This is a genomic window from Candidatus Leptovillus gracilis (genome assembly GCA_016716065.1).
GTDB lineage: Bacteria > Chloroflexota > Anaerolineae > Promineifilales > Promineifilaceae > Leptovillus > Leptovillus gracilis.
Genome location: JADJXA010000002.1, coordinates 330,369 through 354,702, shown reverse-complemented (window position 1 = coordinate 354,702; position 24,334 = coordinate 330,369). Strand labels below are relative to the sequence as shown.

Below are 24,334 nucleotides of genomic sequence, written 5' to 3'. Positions count from 1 at the left end.
TCATTCTGACGAGACTTCGCTCCGCAGCCGGATGACCAAAGACTCCGCCAGTTAGCTCGTGAAGTATACTAAAACCGAATTTCGCCCTCCAACACCGTGTTATCGGCAATAAACTTGCGCTGCCCCGATTCATTGATCAGCCGCACATCCCCCTTGCACACCACATCCTTGCCAAAACGAAAATCTCCCTGCACCACAAAGCTGCGCGCATTCACCAGCGAGGGCGGTCCAAAATGGAACCGCTCGTTCAGGTCATTGATAAACTGGTAATGCGCCGGGTCCAACTCGACCAAAACATTTGGGTAAATCCGATCCGGGTTGGGAATTACGTGGAAATCACCGGTCAGGCTGTAGGCGTCGGAGCGCACCGCCAGCAGATCATCGGTTTTTTTGACCGGCGCAAAGCGCGAGCGCGGCACGCGCACCGCCTGGGAGTTGGAAAAGACAGCAATGGCCGACCCCATGGCTGTTTCCAGTTGGAAAACCGGCGTAGAATCAGGGTCGCGGGGGTCTACAGTCTTGCTGTTACGGATCATGGGCAGGCCTAATTTGTTACTGCGCGTTAACATCAGTTGGCGCAGCGACGGCAGGTGTATCCACAAATTGTTGGTGTTGAAGTAGCGATGACGGCCGATGTCTTGAAAGGCTGCTTTGTCCTCCGGCGGGCACTGCGCCGATTCGCGCAGCAAAAGCTGGCCGTCGGCGCGCTGGGCCAGGTGGCCGCCTTTTTTGTCCATCTCGGTGCGGTCGGCTACTTCCATCAGGAAGGGGATGTTGTTTTCAACCATATAGCCCAGGATGCTCAGATCTATCACCGCGCCCAGGTTATCGGCGTTGGAGACGAAGGCATATTCCATGTTCTGCGACAGCAGGGCGCTGAGCGCGCCGCGCGTGACCAGGGCCGTGTAAATGTCGCCGTGTCCCGGTGGACACCATTCCAGACCAGGGTCTTGCGGCCAGCTTGCCGGGGAGAGGTCGGCTTGCACAATTTTGGGCTGTTTGTGCTGCAAAAAACTGAGGGGGAGCGTACGCCGATTCAGATCATTGTAGAATTGCAGCGCCCGTAGGGAATCGCTTTCGGTGGCAAAGCTGTTCATCAGGGTCAACGGGACGTTGGATTTGATAGATTGGCGGGCGATGATGTCCAGGAAGGTGAGGTCGTTTTTGACGGGCAGCAAAGATTTGGCCTGTTCCAGCCCCATGCTGGTTCCTAAGCCACCGTTGAGTTTGATAACGGCCGTTTTCGCCAACGCCCGCTTGCCCAACAAAGCCTGCTTCGCCGGAAAACTCTCTAAGTCCGGCAGCTTCTTCACCGGTTCAATGTCCGCCTCGGCAATCAGCCCGGTATGGCCCTCGGCCAACTGTGCGTAATAATCGGCAAAAGCCTCAATAAACACCCTGGGCTGGCGCGCAGCCTGCATCCGTTCCGCAAATGGCGTGAAGTCGGCCATGAGAAATCTCCTGAGTTGGTCTAACTTACCCGTCCAAAAGTTCAACTTCGCCGAAGAAGTTGAACTTTTCCTGCAAATTAAGGGCAAACGCTCTACAAGATACCGATCTGGCTGTGGTCGGCGACGGTTAGTTTAAGCGCTTTGGGTTTGATCGGCGAGCGGCTGATGATGACGTTGCGACCGATCAGGCTCTCCTGGATGCGTGTGCCAATATCTTTAATCTGGCTGTTGTCCAGAACCATCGAATGTTCGATCTCGCTGTTTTCAACCTGGCAGTCGTGGCCGATGCTGGTAAAGGGGCCAACATAGCTGTTAACGATGCGCGTATTTTCGCCGATGATGGATGGACCACGCACCACGCTGTTAATGATCTCCGCGCCGCGCTGAATTGTCACGCGCCGCCCCACCTGGCTGTCCCGATCCACGTAGCCTTCAATCTCGTAAGTAATCTCTTCCAATACCAGGTCATTGGCTTCCAGCATGTCGCCGGGCGCGCCGGTATCAATCCACCAGCCGCGGTGGATGTAGGGATGCACCACGAATTGGTTGTCCACCAGCCATTGAATGGCGTCGGTGATCTCCAACTCGCCGCGCCAGGAGGGCGAAATGGCGTTTACTGCCTGGAAGATGTGGTGGTCGAACATGTAAATGCCAACCAGGGCCAGATCACTGGGGGGATTTTTGGGTTTTTCGACCAGGCGGACGATCTGGCCACCCTCACCCAGTTCGGCGACGCCGTATTGTTCCGGGTGTTCGATGCGCGTCAGGACGATCTGGCTGTTCCATTGGCTGCTGGCAAACTGCGCAATCAACGGGCTGATGCCGCCCTCAATCACGTTGTCGCCTAAAAACATCACAAAGCGGTCGTCGCCCAGAAAATCCTGGGAGATTTTGACGGCATGAGCCAGGCCCAACGGCTGGCTTTGTTCAATATAGGAGATATTCACACCCCACCGGCCACCACGCCCCACCGCCTCGATGATTTTAGGGGCGGTGTCACCGACAACGATGCCGATATCCGTGATGCCCGCATCGCGGATGGTTTCAATCACTCGGAACAAAACCGGTTTATTGGCGACGGGGATCAGTTGTTTGGCATTGGAAAATGTTAATGGATACAAGCGAGAGCCTTTGCCGCCGCTGAGAATCAAACCTTTCATGTTAGCTCCTTCGAGAAGAATGAATTACAAAGAAACAAAGGAACGAAGTTACAAAGAAACAACGAGCGCTGCCCGAACTTGCGTTCTTTGGGACTATACGCTGATTAGCTTTCTATAAAGCTGACAGTGACGCGCTTGTTTGGTGGCAATTGTGGAGTGTTCACGGCTACTTGTCAACCTGGTAGATGGTGATGGCTCCCTGGGTGTGAATCGGGTGCAGGTAGTCGGCGTTCTGGGGATCGAAGGTCCCCAGCGCCTGCTCGCGGGGGCCATGCCAGACGTAGCCTATCGCCTCATTTTGCAGCAGTTCGCGCCGCCATGAATCGGGTGTGTCGGCGTTGTAGAATTGGGCGACAACGGCCGTCTTGCCCTCATAATCAATGGTCTCCGCCCAATGCCCCAACACCACCTGGTTGCCGGCGTGGGCGGCCACATAGTTGCCGCTCTGGTAATCGGCCAGGACAACGGCCGTGCGCCGGCCATGTTCACGCAGCCACTGCACGGCCGTTACCTCGTCCACCGGCCGGAACAGCAGATCCGGCTGCTGAATCACCGCCGAAACAGAAACACTGGCGTAAACATATAAGTTAGACAGGCTGATACCCAACAAGAACAGGGCGATAAAAAAGCGCGTCAGCCCCAGTTCAGAATAACGGTCGTGGGTGAGGATGGCGCGGAACGGCCGTGTTTGCCACAACCAGGGAAGGATCACCTCTACAAACCCGGCCGCCGCCAAAATTGAAAGCGGCACATGCACGCCCTGCACAAAGCGGCGCTGTGAACTGAGCGGGGCATAAACCAGCAGCGCCGCCGCCAGCACCCAGGTCCACAAAAACAGCCAGCGCGCCGACATCTTTTCGCCGGCGCGCCATTGATGGTAAACATGGATGCCACCAAACAGCAGCAGCGGCCCATAGGCCATCAGCCAATGGGGCCAGGGTGGCGAGACAGTGGTTTCGCGTTGAGCGTCCCAGCCGCGCAGCACCTCGTTGGTCAGCAGGCTGTAGCCATAATACAGATTCAACAATCCGGGCAAAACCAGGGCGACCACCAGTAAAAAGCCTTCACGCCAGAGAATGCGCCGCGCGCGGATGGTCAGAAACAGCCAGTACAAACTGCCCGTCAGCACAATCAGATACACCAGCAGTGGGTGCAGGATGCTCAGGCTGAGATTAATAAGCGAGGCCAGGATGGCGAAGAGCCAGCCGCGCCGTCTGTCTTGGTGGGCAAGGGCCTGGAGTAGCGCCCAGAAACTCGCCAACAGCAGGGCGGTGCTGAGGATGATATGGGGGAAGGTGAGGCTGGTAAAAAAGAGATGGGCTTCTGGCATTTTGAAATCCACCGGGAAGGTATCCAGCCAGTAAGGTTGGTTGAGCAAAAAGAGCAGCCAGCCCAGCCCGGCGCCAAAAACGGCCGTCAGAAATGCCGTCAGCCGCACGCGCCGGTCGGCGACGAAATAGGCCACGAAGCCGTATACAGCCAGCGCCAGCAGCAGCACAGACACGGCCCGCGCCAGATGCCAGACGGCCGTCAACGTCAACCCCATCCAGCGCGCCAGATGCCCCAGGAACAGGTAAAAGCCGCCCAAAAAGGCTGGTTCGTGGGGTTCGGCGGTGAAGACGATGGTGTAAAGCCAACGGCCGTCGTACCCTTGCAGCATTTTGGCGAAGTAGGTCTGGCTGTCTTCGGGATTCATCAGCGTGCCGGTGAAGACGGTTCCGGGTTGGGCTGTGGTTGTGGCAAGGAGGTAGGGAACGGCCGTCAGGCCCACCAACAACAACCCCACCAGCAGCGCCAATCCCCATTCCTTGTGGCTCACTTTGGCTGGCGGGGTATTGTGGGTTAGGGGAGCAAGCATAGGCGGAAACTCAGGCGTCAGGCGTCATTTGTAATGCCAGGCGACTGACGATACTAGCCGTAGTAGCCATCTATGCCGCTGTCTTTGGGTGCATTGGTCAGGGCAACGCCAATGATGCGTACTTTGGCTTTTTCCAGCATCTCTTTGGCCCGCTCGGCGTGGTCGCGACGCGATTTACCGGCGCTGATGACCAGCAGCACGCCGTCAACCTTCGCACCTAAAACGGCCGCGTCGGTCACAGCAATCACCGGCGGCGCGTCGAACAACACCACGTCATACTCTTTGGTAAGCGCGGCGATGAGCTGGTCTATTTTGCGCGAACCGAGCAAATCGGCCGGGTTTGGCGGTTTGGGACCGGAAGCCAGCAGCCAGAGGTTTTCGACGCTGGTGGCTTGCAGCGGCGGTTTGGCGTCCTCATTGAGGATCATGCTGGTCAGGCCGGTGTCGTTGTTGAGGCCGAAGAAGGTATGCAGCGACGGCCGTCGTAGATCACAATCCACCAACACCGTGCGGCGGCCGCTCTGGGCCATCGTCACGGCCAGATTTGCCACCGTCACGCTCTTTTCTTCGCCCGAAGCCGGCGACGTGACCACCAAACTGCGCAGGGGGTTATCCAGGCTGTAAAACGACAAATTCGTTCGCAGCGTCCGGTACGCTTCACTTACTGGCGAACGGGGATCGGTTAATGTTATTAGATTCATAGTTCACGCTTGTTGGTAGTTAGTTGATAGTTGTTAGTTGATAGTTGATAGTTGATAACTCTGGCTTACAAATCTGGGATGCTGCCGATGACCGGGATGTCCAGGTAACGCTCGACGTCTTCGGTGCGGCGCATGACGCCCGACTCAATCCACTCCAGGGCAAATACAACAATGACGCCGACGAGCGCGCCGAACACAAAACCGGCGGCCGTATTGATTTTGGTATTGGGCCGCGAAAGGCTGGCTTGCGGGTCATCTAAAAATTCGACAGTGATGCGGTCTTCTTTTTGTAATTTGTCGTTGTTGGCGTTGACCCATTGGATGAGCAGGTTGCCCCAGGCGGTGGCGATGTCGTTCGCCAGGTTGGGGTCGCTGTTTTCCACAGTCATCTGGATGACATAGCTGGAATTGTCGGAGGCGACCTTCATATCGCCGAGCAGGGCGCTGGCCGTCATGTCTAGTTGCAGTTCATTGATGACGCCCTGGGCACGGTAGCGACTGTAGAGCCACTGCTCGTAGCTGCGCAGCAGTTCTTTGGCCGCCTGCGCCTGCCCAAAGTCGGTACGCGAGGGCTGGACGAGCATTTTGACATTGGATTCAAACAGTTCGGTTTGCATTTTGCTGAAGCCGAAGGCGGCAACGGCCGTTAACACCGCCATCACCACAATCAGCCAGCCTCGCTGGCGTAAGATGCGCACATAATCACGTAATTCCACAAGACATCTCCTCTGCTACTTTTGGGGGATTTCGCCCAGCACCGGCAGGCCGAGGCTCTCGATTTCCCGTTTATCGCGCACGGTCGGGTCCATATACTCCATCAGCAAAGCCAACCCCAGGCCGGCGGCCAGGGCTATGGCCGCCCGCAGGGGCCAATCTAGCTGGCTGCGAATGCCGGCCGGAATCTGGTTGACTTGAATGGGGTCTAGCTGAATGAGAACGGCCGTTTCCCCGCCCAACTGCGGCAGGGCGGCGGCGTTTTGCTCGGTTAACACCGTGATGGCCGCCTCCATCATCGCTGCCAGCGCTGGGCCATCGCCATGTGTCAGCGACAGCAGCAGCATACTGCGGGTATTGTCGGCGGCCAGACCACCTTGAATGGCCGCTGGCGGCACGTCTAGCCCTGTCTCGGCCAGCGCGGCGCTGACTGTTGCGGCAAATTTGCCGCCGCGCACCCAATCTGTCAGCCCATTGACGATGTATTCCGACGCCAGCCAGTTGTAATAGCGCTGCTCGTCGGCGGTGGCAGCGCCTTCGCCCGGTTCCTGGGCCACCAGAAAGCGCACGCCGACGTTATACACCGGCGCAGGCGGCCGGTAGGTGAGCATTCCCACGCCGGTCACAATCATCGCCGGGATGAGAATGAGCCAACCGCGGCGTTTTAGCACGGCCCAATACTGTTTTAATTCCACAGATTAGCTTCCTTTCACCTGGAGCGCGTCTCGTTTAGGCTGTTGGTGTTCAACCATTTTTTGCTCCACAAAGGTCTGTATTTTTTGTTTGAAGACGGCGCTGTCGTATTGTTGGGCGTGCTGGCGGATGAAACGGCCGTCTACCACCACCCCATCCATCGCTTCAACGGCCGTTATGATGGCCGCCGCCGACTGTTCCGTAAACAACCAGCCAGTCTGCCCGTGGCGCACCGTCTCCAACGAACCGCCGCCAGCGTAGGCGATCACCGGCCGACCGGCAGCCATCGCCTGAATCGGCGCGATGCCAAAATCTTCTTCGCCGGGAAAGACGAAGGCGCGGCAGCGGGCGAATAGATCGGGCAAATCCTCGTCGGGCACGTAGCCAAGAAAGGTGATGGTTGGCCCGGCCAATGTTTCCAACCGTTCCCGGTCCCGACCTGTACCGGCGATGAGTAACGGCCGTGCCAACCGGTTAAACGCCTCGATTAACAAATCCAACCGCCGGTAAGGGACCAATCGCCCCACAAACAAATAATAATCCGCCACACGGCTCGCCGGTTCAAAGCGGTGAACGTCTACCGGCGGATGGATGATAACCGAATCACGATGATAAACCTTGCCGATTCGCCGACGGACCTCTTCTGATATGGCGATGAAATAATCTACCCGGTCGGCCGCCAGCCGGTCCCACATGCGCAGATTGGTCAGGAAAGGGCGTCAGCAGGCTGCGCGTGATTGGCCCCAGGTGTTCCTGCTCGGCGTATTGGTGATAGCGCCAGACATAGCGGGTTGGCGTCAGGCAGTAGCAGATGTGCAGCGTTTCCGGCCCGGTGAGGATGCCATGGGCAAAGCCGCTTTTGTTGCTGATAACCAGTTCGTACTCTCGAAAATCGAACTGCTCAAAGGCAAAGGGGTAAAGGGGAAAATAAATCTGTTGGTTTTGGCGGGCAAAGGGCAGCCGGTCTATGAAACTGGTGCGGATGTCCCATCCACGCCAATGCGCCGGCATTTTCTTAGGTCGGTAGAGCGACGTGTAAATAGGGCAGTGCGGATACAGCTCCACCAGCGCTTCCAGGACGTCTTCCGCCCCGCCAATTTGGTTCATCCAGTCGTGGACAAGGGCGGTTTTCATTAAAGTCCCAGGCGTTCCATGCGGGCGGCCAATTCAGCTTCCACTTCCAGGCTTTGCATGGCGTCGTCTAGCTGCTGGTCCAGGCTGCTGGCCTGCACTTCCCAGGCGGCGTCGGCGTGGTCCAGGCGGCGGCGGATGTTTTCCGCCGCCCGCGACACTTCAAAATCGTTTTCGTTGATGAGGTTATCCAGCGATTGCATTGCTTTGGTGGATAGTTCTTTGGATTTGGCAAGTTGGAGCAGGTAGGCCAACTCCTCGCGTTCTTGTTTGGCGATGGCCAGGCGACCTTCCAGTTTGACTTCTACGTCTTTCAGGGTTTCGGCGGCCGTCACCTGTTTGACCAGCGAACTGTCGTAGGTGCGGATCATGTCCATGATGGAGCTAAACTGCTTTTGGGTGACCATGGCTTCGGTCCGTTTACCGGTTTTTAGAAACTGGTCTACCATCAGGTCCAGGGCCGCCGCTTTGTCGGCCAGAGCTTCGCGCCGCCGCCGGGTGGTTTTTACCTGGGCGAACATCGGCGTGATGGAGCGTTTGAACTCGTCCACCTCGCGTTCGGCCTGGCGAATGTATTCATCGTAAACGGCCAGGTCGCTTTTTTGCAATGCTTTGTCGGCGGCCTCGTGCAAAGAGGCGCGGAAGAGGGTACGTAGTTTTTGGTATAAAGAAGCCATGTCGGGGATTATACTCAAAACAGGAGAGGCCGACACAAAAAAACGGCCGTTCCCTGGGGAACGGCCGTTTCTGTTGCTCTGGCGTCAGGAGATTGTGGCAAACCATCGGCCTGCCAGTGCCAGAGGTGACAGCGGGTTAAGTGGTGGGTCAGTGTTCAGTGTTCAGTGAGCTGAACAGTGTGACCCATCAAGAAGCGTCTTTGATTACGATTTCTTCTTCGTCGAACGGATGGACTTTCGCTACCACGTCGCCTTCTTCCGGCATCACAATGGCCAGGACGGCATAAATCAGCAAACCCCAACCGTGCAGAAGCGTCATCAAGACAAACGCCAGGCGCACAATCACCGGATCGATGTTCATATATTCAGCCAGACCACCGGAGACGCCAAAAAGCATACGGCCGTGACGTTTACGGGTTAATCGTTTTTCTTTCATCGTTCAAACCTCCACAAGTTTGTTTATCCACTAAATACAACCACTATTACGACGCCTGTTGCAAAAGGTTGCGCCGCGCTGCCCGGCTTCATTTTTTACCTGGCGAACTCGCGCCGCGGTTCTTCCACAACAGCCACAGACCAACGGCAATAATCAACAAAGGCCAGAACTGGCCCAACCGACCCAGGCCGTTAAAGGAAGCGGCAAAAATGACAAACAGCACCCCGCTGACAACCAGCGGCGGCCCCCCTTCGCGCAACCCTTGCCTGAATTTACCGCTCAACGTGTGCATCAATAGAACGCCCAACCCGGCCAACCCAGGATACAAGGTCCAGAGGAAAGACCAACTGCCCCAATTTCCAGATATATTCTGGTAATACAAGATGAGACCTGTGCCGCCAATGATCGTCGCCGGTACAGCCAGTGGTGGCGTGCCCAAGAGCGCCCCCAACAAAAACAGCCCGCCAACAAAAATGATGATCAAAGGCCACTGTTGGCTCATGTCGAACCAATTAACCAAACCGGGGAAAAACTGCACCAACAGAAAAAGGACACCCGCAAAGATAAGGATAACACCACCAACGATTGAGCTTTTCTTTTCCACCTTGCACCTCTTCAGGCCGCGAAATAGGGTAACGGCCGTATTATTCTGCCCAGCTATACGCAGTCATTGGCGTTTGGTCGCGTTCCCGCGCAAAATTACCACCTGTGGCAGATCAGCGTGGTGACGATGGTCCCAGATTGCACCAATCTTGGAGATTGGCCCAATCTAAGCTTAGAACGTCATAACTGGGTAAGCCTTTTGCCAGAAACCTGTCGAGCCTGAACAGTGATGACATGTTTGCGCCCCGCCATCCCGTCACCCTGTCACCGACTCATATTTGTGTTACACTCCTGTCTATGAAACAAAATAGTGGGATTTTGTTGTTTGTTTTGTTTATACTCATATGGGGGACGGCAAAACAAACATCTGCTTTAGACAACCAACTTGCCAGGCAACAAACAGCCGAGGCGGACACGGCCGTTGGCATGGCCGACCGAGTGAATGCGCATCGGCAGGCGGCCGGGTTGTTCCCTTACGCGACCAATCAGGCGCTCAGTCTGGCAGCGCAGCAGGTAGCCGACCACATGGCCGCTACCGATTTTACCAGTCATTACGATGGCAATGGGGCCAACCCATCGCAGCGCGCTCTCCAGACCGGGTATGCCGACCACGTCACCGAGATTATTTATGGCGGATTTGGCGGCAGTAACGCGGCCTGGGCCTGGTGGACAGAAAACCAACTGCATGAAGGGCTGCTGTTAAGCACAGATTACCATGAATTTGGGGTTGGCATGGCGGTTGCCGCCGACAGCGGCCGCCTCTATTGGGCGATCATGTTTGGAACCGGTCTACCGGCACAAGAAACCAGAACGGCCGTTTCCCCATCGGTACCTGGTGTGATTACCAAACTGCCTGGCGCAGCGGCAACGGCCGTACCCAACCCATCCCCCACCGCCAGCCAGACAATCACCGAAAGCGCCATCATAGAGGATACGGCCGTGTCCCTGACTTCGCTGGAAAGCGACGCGCTGACGCCGCAGACCGATCCGGCCACTCTGGCAAACGACAGCACCAACGCCGCCGCCACACCTGCCGCGCAGGAGAGCGAAGAAAGCGCCTGGCTCATTATTGCCGCCGCCCTCACCATCCTGGTAGGGGTCGTGTTTTTCTATTTCCCGCGCGCGCGCAATACGCAATCCACTCCCCTCAACCTGTAATTCATCGCCTGTGAATTGACTATCCATGAATTGATTTGCTGACCACAGTCCAAAATCCCTAGTAGCTGTAGGCCGCAGTCCGTATGCGGTTTCCCGGTGACATTTACCAGAGGCAGCACCCTACGGATTACGGAATACGGATTACGGAATACAGATTACAGATTACCGAATACAGATACCAACCCGTTTTGTCGCCATATGTACCAACGTATTGTCATCAAACTCGGAACCAGCGTGCTGACCGGTGGCGCACCGCGCCTGGATTGGCCCCACATGGTAGACCTGGCGCGGCAGTGCGCCGCGCTGCAAGCCCAGGGCAAAGACATCATCATCTGCTCCTCCGGGGCAGTGGCCGCCGGCCGACAACGGCTGGATTTCCCCGATTTACCACCCACCCTGGCCAGCAAGCAGTTATTGGCCGCCGTTGGTCAGAGCTGGCTGATGTGGAACTGGGAGCGCTTTTTTGAAATTTACGGCATCCACGTCGGCCAGATGCTGCTTACCCGCGCCGACACAGAAAACCGCCGCCGCTTCCTCAATGCCCGCGACACCCTTCAGGCGCTGTTGTCTTACCGCGTCGTGCCGATCATCAATGAAAACGACGCCGTGGCCACCGAAGAAATCCGCGTGGGAGACAACGATAATCTGTCGGCGTTGGTGGCGATTTTAGCCGAGGCGGATTTGTTGGTCCTGCTCACCGACCAGCCTGGCCTGTTCACCGCCGACCCGCGCACCAATCCCGACGCCGAATTGATTCCCGAAGTGCGCACCATTGATGAGACGCTGCGCAAACTCGCCAGCGGCAGCGGCACAACGCTGGGCACAGGCGGCATGGCGACCAAACTTCAGGCCGCCGATGTGGCCCGACGCGCCGGAACTGATGTGGTCATCGCCGCCGGCGCCGTCCCAGACGTGATTTTGCGCGTCGCCGAGGGCGAGCGGGTAGGCACTCGCTTCCCGGCGCTGGAAACGCCCCTGGAGAATCGCAAACGCTGGATTTTTGCCGGGCCAAAACCGGCCGGCGTTTTAGTGATTGACGATGGGGCGGCGCGGGCGTTGGTGGGCAACGGCCGTTCCCTCCTCCCCGCCGGCATCATCCAGGTACAAGGCCACTTTGAACGCGCCGACACCGTGAGCATCCAGACGGCCGTTGGGCAAGAACTGGCTCGCGGCATCAGCCGTTATGCCAGCAGCGATCTGGCCCGCATTTGCGGCTGCCAATCCCAAGAGATCGAAGCGCGTTTGGGCTACACCTACGGCCCCGTCGCCGTTCATCGCAACGATTTGATACTGGTGTGAAGCGAGATCCCGATGGAGGAACCATGACCGACTTGATGGCTGTGGGAAAAGCAGCAAAAGCGGCCAGCCGGGTGCTGGCGACGCTGCCGACAGCGCGTAAAAATGACGCACTGCGCGCAATTGCCGACGAAATTGAGGCGCAAACGGCCGTTATCCTGGCCCAGAACGAGTTAGACATTGCCGACGGCCGTGCCCGCGGACTGTCCGACGCCCTGTTAGACCGCCTGCTGCTCACCGAGACGCGCGTCGCTGCCCTGGCCGCCGATACGCGCAACGTGGCCGCCCTGCCAGACCCCGTCGGCGCAGACATCGAAAGCCGGATGCTGCCTAACGGGATGCGCCTGGTACGCCGCCGCATCCCCATTGGCGTGTTGGGCGTCATTTACGAAGCCCGACCCAACGTCACCATAGACATCGCCGCCCTCAGTCTAAAGACCGGCAACGCCGCCATTTTGCGCGGCGGCAGCGAAACACTACGCAGCAATCTGGCCCTGGTCAACGTCATCCAAACCACGCTGGAAAAAGCAGGGCTGCCCACAAGCGCGGTGCAGTACATCGCCAATCCAGACCGCGCTCTGGTCGCCGAACTGCTAAAGCTGGACCAATACGTAGACATGATCATCCCGCGTGGTGGGGCGGGCCTGCACCAGCTGTGCAAAGAGCAAAGCACTATCCCGGTCATCACCGGCGGCATCGGCATTTGCCACTTGTACGTGGACGCCAGCGCCGACCTGACCCGCGCCATAGACATCATCGAAAACAGCAAAGTGCAGCGCCCCAGTGTATGCAACGCCCTGGATACGCTGCTGGTTCATCCGGCGGTGGCGGAGACTCTGCTGCCGCCGCTGGCAGCGCGCCTGGCGCAAAGCGGCGTGGAGCTGCGGGCCACGGCTGACGCCTACAACATCCTGGCGCGCGGCGATCATGAAGCGCGGGTCGTTCTGGCTGGGCCGGACGATTTCGACCAGGAATGGCTGGCGCTGATTCTGGGGGTGCATGTGGTGGCCGACGTAGAGGAAGCCATCGCCTTCATCCAGACGCACACCACCGAACACACCGAGAGCATTCTCACCAACGATTGGACCATCGCCAACCGCTTTGTGGCGGCGCTGAGTTCGGCGGCGATTTTTGTGAACGCCAGCACGCGCTTTAACGATGGGGGGCAGTTTGGCCTGGGCGCGGAAGTCGCCGTCAGCACGCAAAAGCTGCACGCTCGCGGCCCCATGGGGCTGGAAGAGCTAACAACATATCAATGGATCGGGTATGGCGATGGGCATGTACGGCCGTAACATCAAGCCGATAACCAATTGCCAATAGCTCAATTCCCGCCAAGCAACCGAATCGTCCGCGTTCCACTGGTTAGCTGGGGCGCGGGCAGCAGCGTAGATTCCAGCCGAATTTGCCAGGTGAGGTCAGCGCCCAGGCCGGTCAGGTCAGACGGCCGTAGTTGCCAATAATAGTTGTCGCCGAGGTTGGGTTCCAGCAGCTCTCCCAGGCGGCGTTCGTCGCCGCTGCCGGCCAGGTAGATGGCAAAAAATTGGTCTTCACGCAGGGGGTACGGCCACGCCCAATAAAGTGAAAGCGCTGTGGCGGCGCTAAACACGCTGCCATCCGGCGGACCAAGCAAAGTAATGGCCGCCTCTGGTGGCAACGTAGGCAGCGCTGTGGGCGTTGGCGTTGGGGTGACGGTTGGCGTGGTCGTGGCTGGGGGCGGGGTGGCTGAGGCAGCGGGGATGGGGGTAAGGGGCACGGCCGTTTCACCACCAGTTACCAGCGCGGCCATCTCTGCCGCCGGTTCGTCTGAAACAAAATTGATAACGCCCAAACAAAGCAGCAGCAGAAACAGCGGCATGATCGTGTAAATGACCCGTTGTACTTTGCTCAGGTTTGGCTCCTGGCTTGTTGTTTGCGTCACAGAGTACGGCCGTCCTTCATCCAAGATGGTAATCCGTAATCCGTATTCCGTAGGGTGCTGCCACCGGCAAATGCCAACGGAAAACGGCTTACGGACTTCGGCTTACGGTAACTACTCCCCAATGATCTCCAATTTTGCCATGCTGGCGGCCAGACGCTTCATGCCAACGTCCGCAAAAGCCACACTTACCTCTTCATCGCTGCCGGTCGGTTTGCTTTCGATGACAATGCCCTCGCCAAATTTGGCGTGGCGCACTCTTTGGCCGGTGCGATAATTGGCAGCGGCGGGCGCGAGGCGTTCGGGTTCAGGGTCGGGTTGGGACAGGTAATTGGGCCTGGGTAACGGCCGTCGTTCTGGCGGTTGGGTGGTGGGTGTCGGGCGGGGAGTGGATGGACGGCCGTATGCCCCAGACGACGAACCGGCGGCGCTGCTGCGCGCGCGCTCCCCCGCGGCGGACCACGACCAGGATGGCGTCTTCTGATTCCAACTGCTGGCGCGGGCCACACTTTGCTGCCGGCGCGCCTGCGGCCGACCGCCGCTGGTCAGCTCGGCGGGAATGTCCAACAGAAAGCGGGAAGGCTGCGACGGTTCCGTCTCGCCATACACCGAACGGCGGAAGGCGTGCAGCAGATACAACCGGTCTTTGGCCCGCGTAATGCCCACGTAAAAGAGCCGCCGCTCCTCGGCCAACTCCTCGGCGTCATCCAGCGAACGGCTGTGGGGCAGCATCCCCTCTTCCAAACCGGTGATGAAAACCACCGGAAACTCCAGCCCTTTGGCGGCGTGCAGCGTTAACAGCGTGGTGGAATTGGGCACATCCTGCACATTGTCGGTTTCCGACACCAGGGCGACCTGTTCCAGAAAATCGCTCAGAGTCAGGCTGTCGTCGGCGGCCACGTTACGCAGTTCCAGCACATTCTCCCAACGCTCTTGCCCTTCGTCCGTGCCATCATGAATATGTTCGCGGTAATGGGTCTGATCCAAGACCAGGTCGAACAAATCGCCCACGGTGGCGCTGTCGCGCAGATTCAGCCAGGCGAAGAGCATATTGCCAAACTCCTGCAAGGCGGTGAGGGCGCGGGCGCGGAAGGGGTGTTGGGCGTGGGCATTAGTGGCAATTTCCAACACCGCGTCACCAGGCTGCCAGCCGTTGGCGGCGGCCCATTCTTGCAACTGCTCCAGGGTCTTGGCCCCAATGCCGCGTGTGGGCACGTTGATGACCCGGTTAAAGCTGACAGAATCGGCCGTGTTGTGAATCAGGCGCAGGTAGGCAATGATGTCTTTCACCTCGCGCCGTTTGTAGAATTGGGTCGCGCCCACAAGCCGATAGGGCATACTGGCGCGGACAAAGGCTTCTTCCAGCACGCGGGATTGGGCGTTGGTGCGGTACATCACGGCGATGTCGCCGGGCGAGTAGCCATCCAGCAGCAGGCTTTGGATGGTGCTGATGACAATGTCGCCCTCTTCCAGGTCATTATAAGCTTCGCCGATGACGATAAGTTCGCCACCCTGCCGTTCGGTGAATAGTTCCTTATGGACGCGCTGCGTATTGTGGCGGATGACCGCTTTGGCGGCGTCCAGGATGGTTTGGGTGGAACGGTAATTTTGCTCCAGGAGCACCACCTGAGCGTCCTGATAAACCTGCTGGAAGCGCTGGATGTTGCGGAAATCAGCGCCGCGCCATTTGTAGATAGACTGGTCGGAATCGCCGACAACAAAGATGTGGCGATGGGCGGCGGCCAACCGCTGCAGCAGGACGTATTGGGTGGTGTTGGTGTCTTGAAACTCGTCTACCAGAATGTGTTGGTAGCGTTCCTGATACTTTTGCAGCACATCGGGCCGTTCGTCCAGCAGCAGGGCGGCGTTCATGAGCAAATCGTCGAAATCCATGGCGTTGTTGGCTTGCAGCGTGGCCTGGTAGCGCTCATAGACGCGCCGGGTAACTTCGGCGATGTAATTGGTGGCGCTGTATTCTTCCGGGGTGATGAGTTCGTTTTTGGCGCTGCTGATGCCGTTGAGCAGTTTGGGCGGCGGAAATTTTTTGTCGTCCAGGTTGAGTTCTTTGAGGACTTGTTTGATGACTTGGAGCTGGTCGGCCGTATCGAAGATGACAAAATCGCGGCTGTAGAAGGTGAGGTTTTCGGTTTCGCGGCGCAGGATGCGGGCGCAAACGGCGTGAAAAGTGCCCATAGTCAGGCCGCGCGGCGGGCCGCCGAGCATGGTCTCCAGGCGATGGGTCATCTCTTTGGCCGCTTTGTTGGTGAAGGTGACGGCCAGAATGTGCCAGGGAGGAACGCGCAGTTCCTGCATCAGGTAGACGATGCGCTGGGTGAGGACGCGGGTTTTGCCAGAACCGGGACCAGCCAGGACTAATACGGGGCCGGCCGGGGCGGTGACGGCCGTTTTCTGCTGTTCATTTAAGCCTTGAAGGTAATCACTCATGCGGCTTATTGTAACCCGCCGTCGGGGATGCGTCACCCTGAATTGGTGTGCTGCCGATTGCCCATTACAATAGTCATTGGTCAACAAAAAAGCGGACGGGTCTGGACAGCGGTCTTTTGGAGGATTTTATGACAGAGTTGATTTCTTTGGTTGAATTGAAGGAAGCGCATGGCCCATTGTTGGAGCAGGCGCTGGCAATTTATGAAGCCTCTTTCCCGGCAGAAGAACGGGATTCGCCGGAAAATCTGGTGAAAAAAATCAGCCTTTCGGCCAAAGGGCCGTTGGCAGATGAGACGCTGTTTCATTTTTTGGTGGGCGTGTCGGGCGAGCAGGTGTTAGCCATGTCTATGTATACTTACCACGCCCGGCAGCGGTTGGGCTTTTTGGCCTATATGGCGATCACGGCCGTATCCCGCGGCCAGGGTCTTGGTGGCTGGGCATTTAGCGAGACAATGGCCAGACTGGCGCAGGAGGCCGGCGAACGGCCGTTGGGCATGTGTTGGGAGGTAGAACGGCCGTCTGACATCCACGACCCGCGCGAACGGCAGCTTGCCGAGCGGCGCATTCGCTTCTACGAACGCAACGGCAGCATTCTCTTGCCCGATATTGAACTGCTGACGCCATCTCTGGGCGCAGGGCTGCCAGAAATGAGCTATTACCTGATGTACTATCCGCTGACCGATGAACCGGCCATCTCGCCGGAGCGAGTCCGCGCTATGGTTGACGTCATTTTATTAGAAAGCTACGGCGTTGCCCCGGAGAGCGTCTATTATCGCCGGGCCGTCCAATCCATTGGGGAACAAACGTATGCCAGACCAGAAAAAAGCACGGGCGCGTGACCTGGGCGTGCCTTTTCCCGGCGCGCCGGGGCCGCTGAACGCCATCACCGATGTGGCCGGGTTGGCCGTTGGGCACACCACCCTTATCGCCGGCGAAGGGGAGTTGGTGGTGGGTCAGGGGCCGGTGCGCACGGGTGTAACGGCCGTCTGGCCGCGCGGTATTGGCGCAGCCAGCAGCGTGTTTGCCGGTCTGTTTGCCCTCAACGGCGTGGGCGAGATGACCGGGACGCATCTCATCGAAGAGTTTGGCGCGTTCACCGGGCCGGTGCTGCTGACCAATACGCTCAGCGTGGGCGTCGTGCGCGACGCCGTCATCGCCTGGGCGCGGGACCATGTGCCAGACCGCGAAGCGCGGTTCTACTTCAGCTTGCCAGTGGTGGCCGAAACGTGGGACGGCAATATGAACGATGCCTACGGACAGCACGTGCAGCCAATGCACGTATTTGCTGCGCTAGAAAATGCCGCTTCGGGTCCTGTGCTGGAGGGAAACGTGGGTGGGGGCACAGGGATGAGTACGTTTGGGTTCAAGGGTGGCATCGGCACAGCCTCGCGTCTGGTGGCAACGCCAGTGGGCGACTACATGGTAGGTGTGCTGGTGCAGTCCAATTTTGGGCAGCGCGAGCAGTTGTTGGTGGCTGGCACGCCGGCGGGCCAGGAAATTGATGATTTACGGCCGTCGCGTCAATCTCTGCCTGCTGTAAGCAGTTCCATCATCATCCTGGTGGCGACCGACGCCCCTTTTTTGCCCGGCCAGCTCAAACGGCTGGCGCGGCGCGCCGGGCTTGGGCTGGCGCGCACCGGCAGCACCGCCCATCACCATTCCGGCGATATTTTCCTGGCTTTTTCAACGGCCGTGCCCCCCACCATCACCCCAGAAGGGCTGGAACTAGTAACGGCCGTGCCCAACGCCCACATTGATCCGTTTTTCGACGCCGTGGTCTACGCCAGTGAAGAAGCCATCATCAACGCCCTGGTGGCCGCGGAGACCATGCAGGGCATCAACGGCGCCACACTGCACGCGCTGCCACACGGCCGTTTGCAAGAGGTATTACGGCGATATGGGCGGTTGGCAGGGGATGGTGCAGCGGATGGCGCGAGAGTTTGACAGGGTAACGGCCGTTTGTTAGAATCCTTTTGCTAAACGCCCCGTTCGTCTAGCGGCCCAGGACGTAGCCCTCTCAAGGCTAAAACAGGGGTTCGATTCCCCTACGGGGCATAACCAGCCGCCCGGATCATCATAAGGGCGGCTTTTTGTTGTCAGACATCCATCATCAGGCAGCCTGTCGGAAAAAGATTTCGGACGCAGATTTCGCAGATTCAGGCTGACACTATCTTTGCAGTTTAAGAACGATTTACTTTTTCGGTACGCAAGTGCAGGTTATGTCATGCTGAACGGAGTCTTCGGCCCTGAGCAACGTCGAACGGGGAAGCATCCCGTTCACCGGCCTAATCTATGGGGATTCTTCGCTCCGAAGACTCCGCTCAGAATGACAACATGGCCGTTCGAGTTGAACTCTTATTCTTTGAGCCGAAAGTGCAAACATAGTGGCTGATTTTGGCTACTTTTTACCGCAAAATCAGCGTTTATCCGCGTCCTATTAGACATTATCGGTTCTAGTATTATGTCAAAACAAGTGGTCTACAGATTGACACAGATTAAAGAGGCTAAATCTGTGTCAATCTGTGGACAAAATCTTATTTCCGATAAAGTCTATTTTACTTCTCTGCCAGCCCGCCAGGACAACTTACCTATCAAGTGCCAGTCAAAGACGGGAAATTCATCTGGAAAAAGTACAGATTCCCTATCACCAAAAAAGTTAAAACGGGCTACTCTCTCTTCTAAAGCATAACAGTATTAGCAGAAGTGATAATGTCGTTTGAGTTTGATTCTTACGCCTGGCTCCTTTTTCTCACCGTCGCAACAGCCACCCTCGCTGCGTTCACAGTCTGGCGAAACCGGCGTATTCAACGCATCTCATCAATGCCTCGCGCCGTCTACCATTCATTCATGCTGCATCGCCGACAATGGACGACCATTGTTATCAGCCTTGCCATTCCCTGGCTCGCCAACGTATTGTACCAATCAGGCATGACGGCGCTAAACCTGACCCCGTTGGCTGTAATGCTCACCGTTCTCCTCCTGGTGTGGAGTACCCTACATGTATCGTCGGCCAATACATTACCCACAGCGCATACGGCCGTATTCCAAAACCTCAGCGACGCCATTTTCATCCTCGACAGCCAAAACTGCATTATCAATCTCAATCCAGCGGCTGAACTCTTGATCCAACTTCCCCCCGAAACCCTCCTCGGGCTGCCGATTCAGACGGCATTTCGCCATTGGCCGGCGCTGCTGGAACAAATTGAAAACGCGCCAACGGTACATACCGAAATCAGCCTGGAAGATGCTTCAGAACCGGTTTATTATGACCTGAGCATTTTGGCCGTCTACGACCTTCGCCAGCAGCTCATTAGCCGGGTCATCGTCATCCGCAACATCACCATTCACAAACAAACAGAATTGGCGGAACGGGAACAACGCATTTTAGCCGAAGCCCTGCGCGACGCCGCCGCCGCCTTAAACAACACGCTCGATTTAGATGAAGTATTGGATCGCATCCTGTCGGATGTGGGGCGTGTGCTGCCCCACGATACCGCCAACGTTATGCTGCTGCGCGGGGACGTGGCCCATTTTGTCGGCTATCGCGGCTACACCGGTATGCTGGATTTAGTGCATAAAGTATGGCCGTTAGAAAAAACCCCCAATTTGCAGCAAATGGCCCAAACCGGCCGCCCAATCGTCATCTCGGATGTGACCCAAAACCCCGGCTGGGTGGATACACCGGCGACTCGTTGGATTCGCTCTTACGTGGGCGCGCCCATTCAGCGCAAGGGTGAGGTTTTGGGGTTCATCAATTTAGACAGCGCTACTCCTGGTTTATACCAGCAAAAACATGGCGAACGGCTGCAAGCCTTCGCCAATCAGGCGGCCATTGCTCTGGGCAACGCCCGATTGTTTGCCGAACTGGCCGAGCGCAACGCCGAGCTAGACGCCTACGCTCGCACCATCGCCCATGACCTCAAATCGCCGCTGGGTCTCATCAATGGTTACGCCGAATTGGTGGCCGAATATGATCTGCCACCCATGGGTCAGGCGCACCTGGACATCATTCGGGTGACTATCGGCCGCATGGAGGAGATGATTGAGCAGCTTTTGCTGCTGGCTCAACTGCGCGATGTGACGCAAACGGCCGTATCCGTCCCCGTCCTCCCCCTCATTTACGCCGCCATCGCCCGCTTCACCGATCAAATCGAAGCCCACAAAATCGTCATTCAGGTGGACAAAAACCTTCCACCCCTCAGCGGCCACGCCCCCTGGCTGGAAGAAATCTTCGCCAACCTCATTGGCAACGCCATCAAATACATTGGCAGCGACAACAGCGAGCCGTTCATTCACATCCGCGCCGTGGCCGAAGGCAGCATGGTACGCTACACGATCAGCGACAATGGCCTGGGCATCAGCCTGGCCGACCAGGACAAGCTGTTCGATATGTTCACCCGCTTCCACCGCCAGGAAGCCTCCGGCACGGGCCTGGGGCTGCCCATTGTCCAGCGCATCGTGCGCAAATTGGGTGGCGATGTGGGTGTGGACAGCCAGCCAGGGGGAGGCAGCACGTTCTGGTTTACGCTGCCTGCCGGTTAAACCGGGCAGGCTCCGTCGGGTCTAGCAGTTTGTCGGAAAAGTAGAAATGGGTACACGGATGACACGGATTTAACGGATTTACACCGATTTTCTGGTGATTTATCCGTAAAAATCCGTCGAATCCGTTCAATCCGTGTACTTATCCTGAGTTCTCCGACAGGCTGCTAGAGAAAGCCTTAATGAGCATCTAGAAATTACATGGCCCAGATTGGACCAATCTTGGAGATTGGTCCAATCTAAAAAACAGGAAGTTAATCTTAGACGATTACTTAGAGACTTTCATCATGCCACTTGGCAAACGGCAGTTGTAGGGCATAATCCGCCCATCATGAACACCGACAATGATGAACTATACGCCATTGATCAAGAACGCTATCGCCTGATCCTCATTTTTTTTGCCCGCGTAATTGCCCATTTTATCTGGTGGGATATTGTTTATGCCCGCTTCCCCATTGTGGGCGACCGCGCCCGGCGCACGCGGCCAAACCGCTATCGCCTGTTGGCGCGTCGTTTTCGCGGGCTGGCAGTGAAAATGGGTGGGGTGATGATCAAGTTGGGCCAATTCCTCAGCACCCGCGTGGATATGCTGCCGCTAGAAATTACCGATGAACTGAAAGGCTTGCAAGACGAAGTGCCGCCGGAGCCGCCGGAGCGCATTTTTTCGGTGCTGCGCGAGGATTTGGGGGACCTGAATCAGCGATTTGCGCTGGTGGACATTGAACCGTTGGCGGCGGCCTCGTTGGGCCAGGCGCACCGGGCCTGGCTGCTGCCGGAGGATGGAGCAACGGCCGTGCGCGGCGCGCCCGTCGTGGTGAAAATTCGCCGGCCGGACATCGAAATCACCGTTGCCACCGACCTGGCGGCGCTGCGCGTTGTGGCCCACTGGTTTATGCGCTATAAGCCCATCCGCAAACGAGCCAACGTGCCTGCCCTGATGGAAGAATTCGCCACCACCCTGTGGGAAGAATTGGATTATTTGTCGGAAGCGGACAACGCCGAGCGGTTTGCCGCCATGTATGCTGGCAGCAAAAACATCTACATCCCGGCCGTGTACCGCGAACATTCCACCGCGCGCGTCATTGTGTTGGAAGATGTGACGGCCGTCAAAATTACCGACATCGAAGGCATGAAGGCCGCCGGCATCGCCCCGGCGGAAGTCGCCAGCGTGCTGCTGGAGGCATATTTCCAGCAGATTTTTAAGGAAGGCTTCTTCCACGCCGACCCACACCCTGGCAATTTGTTTGTACGGCCGTATACCGACGCCGAATGGCAGCCCGGTGAAGCGAGTAAAAATCGGCCGTTCCGCCTGACGTTTGTAGATTTTGGCATGGTCGGCGACGTGCCCGAGCTAATGGGCGAAAATCTACGCCGGGTCCTGGTCAGCCTCACCCGCCGCGACGCTTACGAGATGACGGCCGCCGCCCAGGCGCTCGGTTTTTTCCTGCCCGGCGCCGACCTGGACCGCATCACCGACGCGCTGCGTACCCTGTTAGACCGCGTGTGGGGGCGTAAACTATTGGATTTGGCGCAGCCAGACCCACGCGAGATAGCGGAATTAAGCCGCGAGTTCCGCGATGTGTTGTTCGCGTTTCCGTTCCAGGTTCCCCAGGATTTTGTCTACCTGGGGCGGGCAGTAAGCATGGTGTCTGGCCTGGTGACACAGCTAAACCCGCAGATTAACCCCTGGTATTATTTCGAGAAGTTTGGCGAGCAGGTGATTCGGGAGCAGAGTGCGCGAGACATAAGCTGGCAAGGGATTTTGGAGGCGATACGGCCGTATCTGGAAACGCCAGACCAGGTACGCCGGGTGCTGTCTATGGTGGAAAACGGCCGTATCCGCGTCCAAAGTGTGCGCGACAATGAATCCAACCGCCGCCTGGAAAAACGCCTCAATCAACTCAGTTGGAGCATCATGGGCGCCGCCAGCATGGTCTCCGCCACCCTGCTTTACCTCAACAAGGGACGGAACACGGAACACGGAACACGGAATACTACTTCTGCAACCGGGCACGAACCCGATCACCCAGACTAGCAGGCTGTCGGAAAAATATCTTCTGAAGGCCCGATGATAGACAAATAACGATTTCAAAGCATCAAGACAAGCAGTTTGCAACTCATATTGGCCTCATTACCATGAATTTTGCACGGTTTTACAGCCCGTTTTCGGGCATCAGGCAGGGGGCAATAACGCCCCATCAACCAACCTGCAAGGTATGCAATCGTTTCAAGTTGTAAGCCAGACAAACCAATGTCCATTCGCCACCGGCAGCAACCAGGCCTCGCAGAGAAAACTGACGGAAACCCAAGGTTTCCTTGATGATACCGATAACCGGTTCAACCGTCGATTTGCGCAAACGGTAGGTGGCTTTGCCGAGGGTGGTCTGGTTTGTAAGCCATTTGCTCTTTGACGGAAGCATCATTGGGTGGCGGGTTGGGATTGTCCAGGAAAAAGGCACGCCAACCCTGATGGTGTGGGCTGCGACCGGTGGCGATGTAGGGGTCAATGCCGCGCGCTTCCAAGCTGGCGATGTTGTTTTCGCTGAAATAGCCGGTGTCCAAATTGACCTTTTTCGGCTGACCCACGACTGGTGGTACGGTGTCGAGAGTTGGCAGGGCGGCCTGTTTATCGTTGGTATGGTCACACAACCAATTGCCCACTACCAGACGACTGTCATGGTCAACCACTACCTGGACGTTATAATGTTGGTCAAAGCCGCTGTTGGTGGCGTTTTTCATGATGCGCGATTCGGGGTCGGTGAAGTTGTACTGGTCTTTATCTCTGGGTCCTGGAGTGGGTGGCTGCGGTGGTTTGCCCGGCGGCTTTTTTTCCCTGTGGGTCGGTCTTTTCGGCCCGGGCTTGCATCTTGGCCTCGTATTCGGCTTGCTCGGCTTCATACCGGGCCTGGGCGCGTTCCTCCAGCACCTTCTTGGCTTCGGCCAGCCGCGCCAATTGCTGCTGGCGTCGGGCAATCTCATCGGGAATGTTCATCTCTTCGGGCAGTTGTCCTCCATCGGCAACTTCAGCCAAAGTGAACAACTCCTCGACTTCGGCTTGCAGATAGGCTTCGATAGCCAACAGCCGCTGGTAACTGACCGCTTTGCTCTTGGACGCATCGGCATGGATTTTGCTGCCATCCAGACTGACGTTACCCAATTGCAAATAGCCCATCGCCTGGGCAATCAACAGTATCTGGACAAACAACTCTTTCAGTTCAGCCAGAAATTGTTGGCGGAAAGCCGCAATCGTGTCATGGTCGGGGTGCATGTCACCGGTAATGAAACGAAAGGGAATCACCTCATGGGTGGCGCGTTCAATCTTGCGCGAACTGAATACGCCGCTGGCATAGCTGCAGAACAGCAATCCCAACATCACTTCCGGGGCGTATGGTGGCGCACCCTGCTCACTATACTTTCTATACACGATCCCCAAATCAAGTTGGGCGACGACAGCGACAATGAAGCGAGCCAAATGGTCGGGTGGCAGGACATCGCGCAAGGTGATTTGCAGGTCCAGGGTCTTTTCGTAATCAGCAGTTCTGAATTTTCTTGCCATA

General features: G+C 57.3%; 18 protein-coding genes, 1 tRNA gene and 2 pseudogenes. 8 read left to right on the top strand and 13 right to left on the bottom strand.

All coding sequences use genetic code 11. The features are described from left to right. Nucleotides 1-68 precede the first annotated feature (68 nt). The 10 genes and pseudogenes from IPM39_05850 to IPM39_05805 all read right to left on the bottom strand — a co-directional run bounded on the left by IPM39_05850 (nt 69) and on the right by IPM39_05805 (nt 9,425). Nucleotides 69-1,421, bottom strand: a complete 1,353-nt coding sequence (locus tag IPM39_05850) for a UTP--glucose-1-phosphate uridylyltransferase (protein ID MBK8985590.1) — start codon at nt 1,419-1,421, stop codon at nt 69-71. A 122-nt stretch (nt 1,422-1,543) separates the two neighbouring features. Continuing rightward, nucleotides 1,544-2,611, bottom strand: a complete 1,068-nt coding sequence (locus tag IPM39_05845; GenBank protein ID MBK8985589.1) for a glucose-1-phosphate thymidylyltransferase — start codon at nt 2,609-2,611, stop codon at nt 1,544-1,546. A 166-nt stretch (nt 2,612-2,777) separates the two neighbouring features. Then, the gene (locus IPM39_05840) at nt 2,778-4,469 is read right to left on the bottom strand and encodes a hypothetical protein (GenBank protein ID MBK8985588.1); all 1,692 of its coding nucleotides are present in this window, start codon (nt 4,467-4,469) and stop codon (nt 2,778-2,780) included. Nucleotides 4,470-4,522: 53 nt separating this feature from the next. Next, entirely contained in the window at nt 4,523-5,170 is a 648-nt protein-coding gene (locus IPM39_05835; GenBank protein MBK8985587.1) for a CpsD/CapB family tyrosine-protein kinase, read from the bottom strand. 65 nt (nt 5,171-5,235) lie between these two features. Beyond that, on the bottom strand, nt 5,236-5,886 hold the full coding sequence (locus IPM39_05830; protein MBK8985586.1) for a hypothetical protein: 651 nt from the start codon (nt 5,884-5,886) through the stop codon (nt 5,236-5,238). Between the two features lie 15 nt (nt 5,887-5,901). After that, the gene (locus tag IPM39_05825; protein MBK8985585.1) at nt 5,902-6,579 is read right to left on the bottom strand and encodes a hypothetical protein; all 678 of its coding nucleotides are present in this window, start codon (nt 6,577-6,579) and stop codon (nt 5,902-5,904) included. A 3-nt stretch (nt 6,580-6,582) separates the two neighbouring features. Then, a pseudogene (locus tag IPM39_05820) lies at nt 6,583-7,711 on the bottom strand (glycosyltransferase). Further along, on the bottom strand, nt 7,711-8,385 hold the full coding sequence (locus tag IPM39_05815; protein ID MBK8985584.1) for a PspA/IM30 family protein: 675 nt from the start codon (nt 8,383-8,385) through the stop codon (nt 7,711-7,713). The pseudogene IPM39_05820 and the gene IPM39_05815 overlap by 1 nt, the downstream one beginning before the upstream one ends. Nucleotides 8,386-8,572: 187 nt before the next feature. Beyond that, nucleotides 8,573-8,821, bottom strand: coding sequence for a PspC domain-containing protein (locus IPM39_05810; protein ID MBK8985583.1), 249 nt, complete (start codon nt 8,819-8,821; stop codon nt 8,573-8,575). 88 nt (nt 8,822-8,909) lie between these two features. Further along, a complete protein-coding gene (locus IPM39_05805) occupies nt 8,910-9,425 on the bottom strand; it encodes a hypothetical protein (protein MBK8985582.1) in 516 nt (171 codons plus the stop codon). A 296-nt stretch (nt 9,426-9,721) separates the two neighbouring features. Between IPM39_05805 and IPM39_05800 the strand changes: the two genes are divergently transcribed. The 3 genes from IPM39_05800 (at nt 9,722) to IPM39_05790 (ending at nt 13,170) form a co-directional block, all read left to right on the top strand. Continuing rightward, nucleotides 9,722-10,582, top strand: a complete 861-nt coding sequence (locus IPM39_05800; GenBank protein MBK8985581.1) for a hypothetical protein — start codon at nt 9,722-9,724, stop codon at nt 10,580-10,582. A gap of 198 nt (nt 10,583-10,780) precedes the next feature. Continuing rightward, on the top strand, nt 10,781-11,881 hold the full coding sequence (proB, locus tag IPM39_05795; protein ID MBK8985580.1) for a glutamate 5-kinase: 1,101 nt from the start codon (nt 10,781-10,783) through the stop codon (nt 11,879-11,881). A 23-nt stretch (nt 11,882-11,904) separates the two neighbouring features. Beyond that, the gene (locus tag IPM39_05790; protein MBK8985579.1) at nt 11,905-13,170 is read left to right on the top strand and encodes a glutamate-5-semialdehyde dehydrogenase; all 1,266 of its coding nucleotides are present in this window, start codon (nt 11,905-11,907) and stop codon (nt 13,168-13,170) included. 29 nt (nt 13,171-13,199) lie between these two features. On the opposite strand, the gene IPM39_05785 is transcribed toward IPM39_05790, so the two are convergent. Both IPM39_05785 and IPM39_05780 read right to left on the bottom strand, forming a co-directional pair. Further along, the gene (locus tag IPM39_05785; protein MBK8985578.1) at nt 13,200-13,796 is read right to left on the bottom strand and encodes a hypothetical protein; all 597 of its coding nucleotides are present in this window, start codon (nt 13,794-13,796) and stop codon (nt 13,200-13,202) included. 111 nt (nt 13,797-13,907) lie between these two features. Further along, nucleotides 13,908-16,238 carry a UvrD-helicase domain-containing protein gene (locus tag IPM39_05780; protein MBK8985577.1) on the bottom strand — a complete coding sequence of 777 codons (2,331 nt, stop codon included), beginning with the start codon at nt 16,236-16,238 and terminating at the stop codon, nt 13,908-13,910. Between the two features lie 128 nt (nt 16,239-16,366). Between IPM39_05780 and IPM39_05775 the strand changes: the two genes are divergently transcribed. From IPM39_05775 to IPM39_05755, 5 genes are all read left to right on the top strand, one after another. Next, on the top strand, nt 16,367-17,077 hold the full coding sequence (locus IPM39_05775) for a hypothetical protein (protein MBK8985576.1): 711 nt from the start codon (nt 16,367-16,369) through the stop codon (nt 17,075-17,077). Continuing rightward, a complete protein-coding gene (locus IPM39_05770; GenBank protein MBK8985575.1) occupies nt 17,046-18,182 on the top strand; it encodes a P1 family peptidase in 1,137 nt (378 codons plus the stop codon). Before IPM39_05775 ends, IPM39_05770 begins: the two co-directional genes overlap by 32 nt. A 38-nt stretch (nt 18,183-18,220) precedes the next feature. Further along, nucleotides 18,221-18,293, top strand: a tRNA-Glu gene (locus IPM39_05765). A 654-nt stretch (nt 18,294-18,947) separates the two neighbouring features. Continuing rightward, the gene (locus tag IPM39_05760) at nt 18,948-20,780 is read left to right on the top strand and encodes a GAF domain-containing protein (protein ID MBK8985574.1); all 1,833 of its coding nucleotides are present in this window, start codon (nt 18,948-18,950) and stop codon (nt 20,778-20,780) included. Nucleotides 20,781-21,108: 328 nt separating this feature from the next. Then, nucleotides 21,109-22,812, top strand: a complete 1,704-nt coding sequence (locus tag IPM39_05755) for an AarF/ABC1/UbiB kinase family protein (protein MBK8985573.1) — start codon at nt 21,109-21,111, stop codon at nt 22,810-22,812. Between the two features lie 163 nt (nt 22,813-22,975). Here the strand turns inward: IPM39_05755 and IPM39_05750 are convergent. Next, nucleotides 22,976-24,333, bottom strand: a pseudogene (locus tag IPM39_05750) (transposase). Between the last annotated feature and the right edge of the window lies 1 nt (nt 24,334).

Bases quoted from the DNA above. Each gene is read 5' to 3' on its own strand.
- IPM39_05845 (MBK8985589.1), bottom strand. From the start codon at position 2,611: ATGAAAGGTTTGATTCTCAGCGGCGGCAAAGGCTCTCGCTTGTATCCA.
- IPM39_05810 (MBK8985583.1), bottom strand. From the start codon at position 8,821: ATGAAAGAAAAACGATTAACCCGTAAACGTCACGGCCGTATGCTTTTT.
- IPM39_05770 (MBK8985575.1), top strand. From the start codon at position 17,046: ATGCCAGACCAGAAAAAAGCACGGGCGCGTGACCTGGGCGTGCCTTTT.
- IPM39_05850 (MBK8985590.1), bottom strand. From the start codon at position 1,421: ATGCAGGCTGCGCGCCAGCCCAGGGTGTTTATTGAGGCTTTTGCCGAT.
- IPM39_05800 (MBK8985581.1), top strand. From the start codon at position 9,722: ATGAAACAAAATAGTGGGATTTTGTTGTTTGTTTTGTTTATACTCATA.
- IPM39_05840 (MBK8985588.1), bottom strand. From the start codon at position 4,469: ATGCTTGCTCCCCTAACCCACAATACCCCGCCAGCCAAAGTGAGCCAC.
- IPM39_05760 (MBK8985574.1), top strand. From the start codon at position 18,948: ATGTCGTTTGAGTTTGATTCTTACGCCTGGCTCCTTTTTCTCACCGTC.
- IPM39_05780 (MBK8985577.1), bottom strand. From the start codon at position 16,238: ATGAGTGATTACCTTCAAGGCTTAAATGAACAGCAGAAAACGGCCGTC.
- IPM39_05835 (MBK8985587.1), bottom strand. From the start codon at position 5,170: ATGAATCTAATAACATTAACCGATCCCCGTTCGCCAGTAAGTGAAGCG.
- IPM39_05790 (MBK8985579.1), top strand. From the start codon at position 11,905: ATGACCGACTTGATGGCTGTGGGAAAAGCAGCAAAAGCGGCCAGCCGG.
- IPM39_05755 (MBK8985573.1), top strand. From the start codon at position 21,109: ATGAACACCGACAATGATGAACTATACGCCATTGATCAAGAACGCTAT.
- proB (MBK8985580.1), top strand. From the start codon at position 10,781: ATGTACCAACGTATTGTCATCAAACTCGGAACCAGCGTGCTGACCGGT.
- IPM39_05815 (MBK8985584.1), bottom strand. From the start codon at position 8,385: ATGGCTTCTTTATACCAAAAACTACGTACCCTCTTCCGCGCCTCTTTG.
- IPM39_05775 (MBK8985576.1), top strand. From the start codon at position 16,367: ATGACAGAGTTGATTTCTTTGGTTGAATTGAAGGAAGCGCATGGCCCA.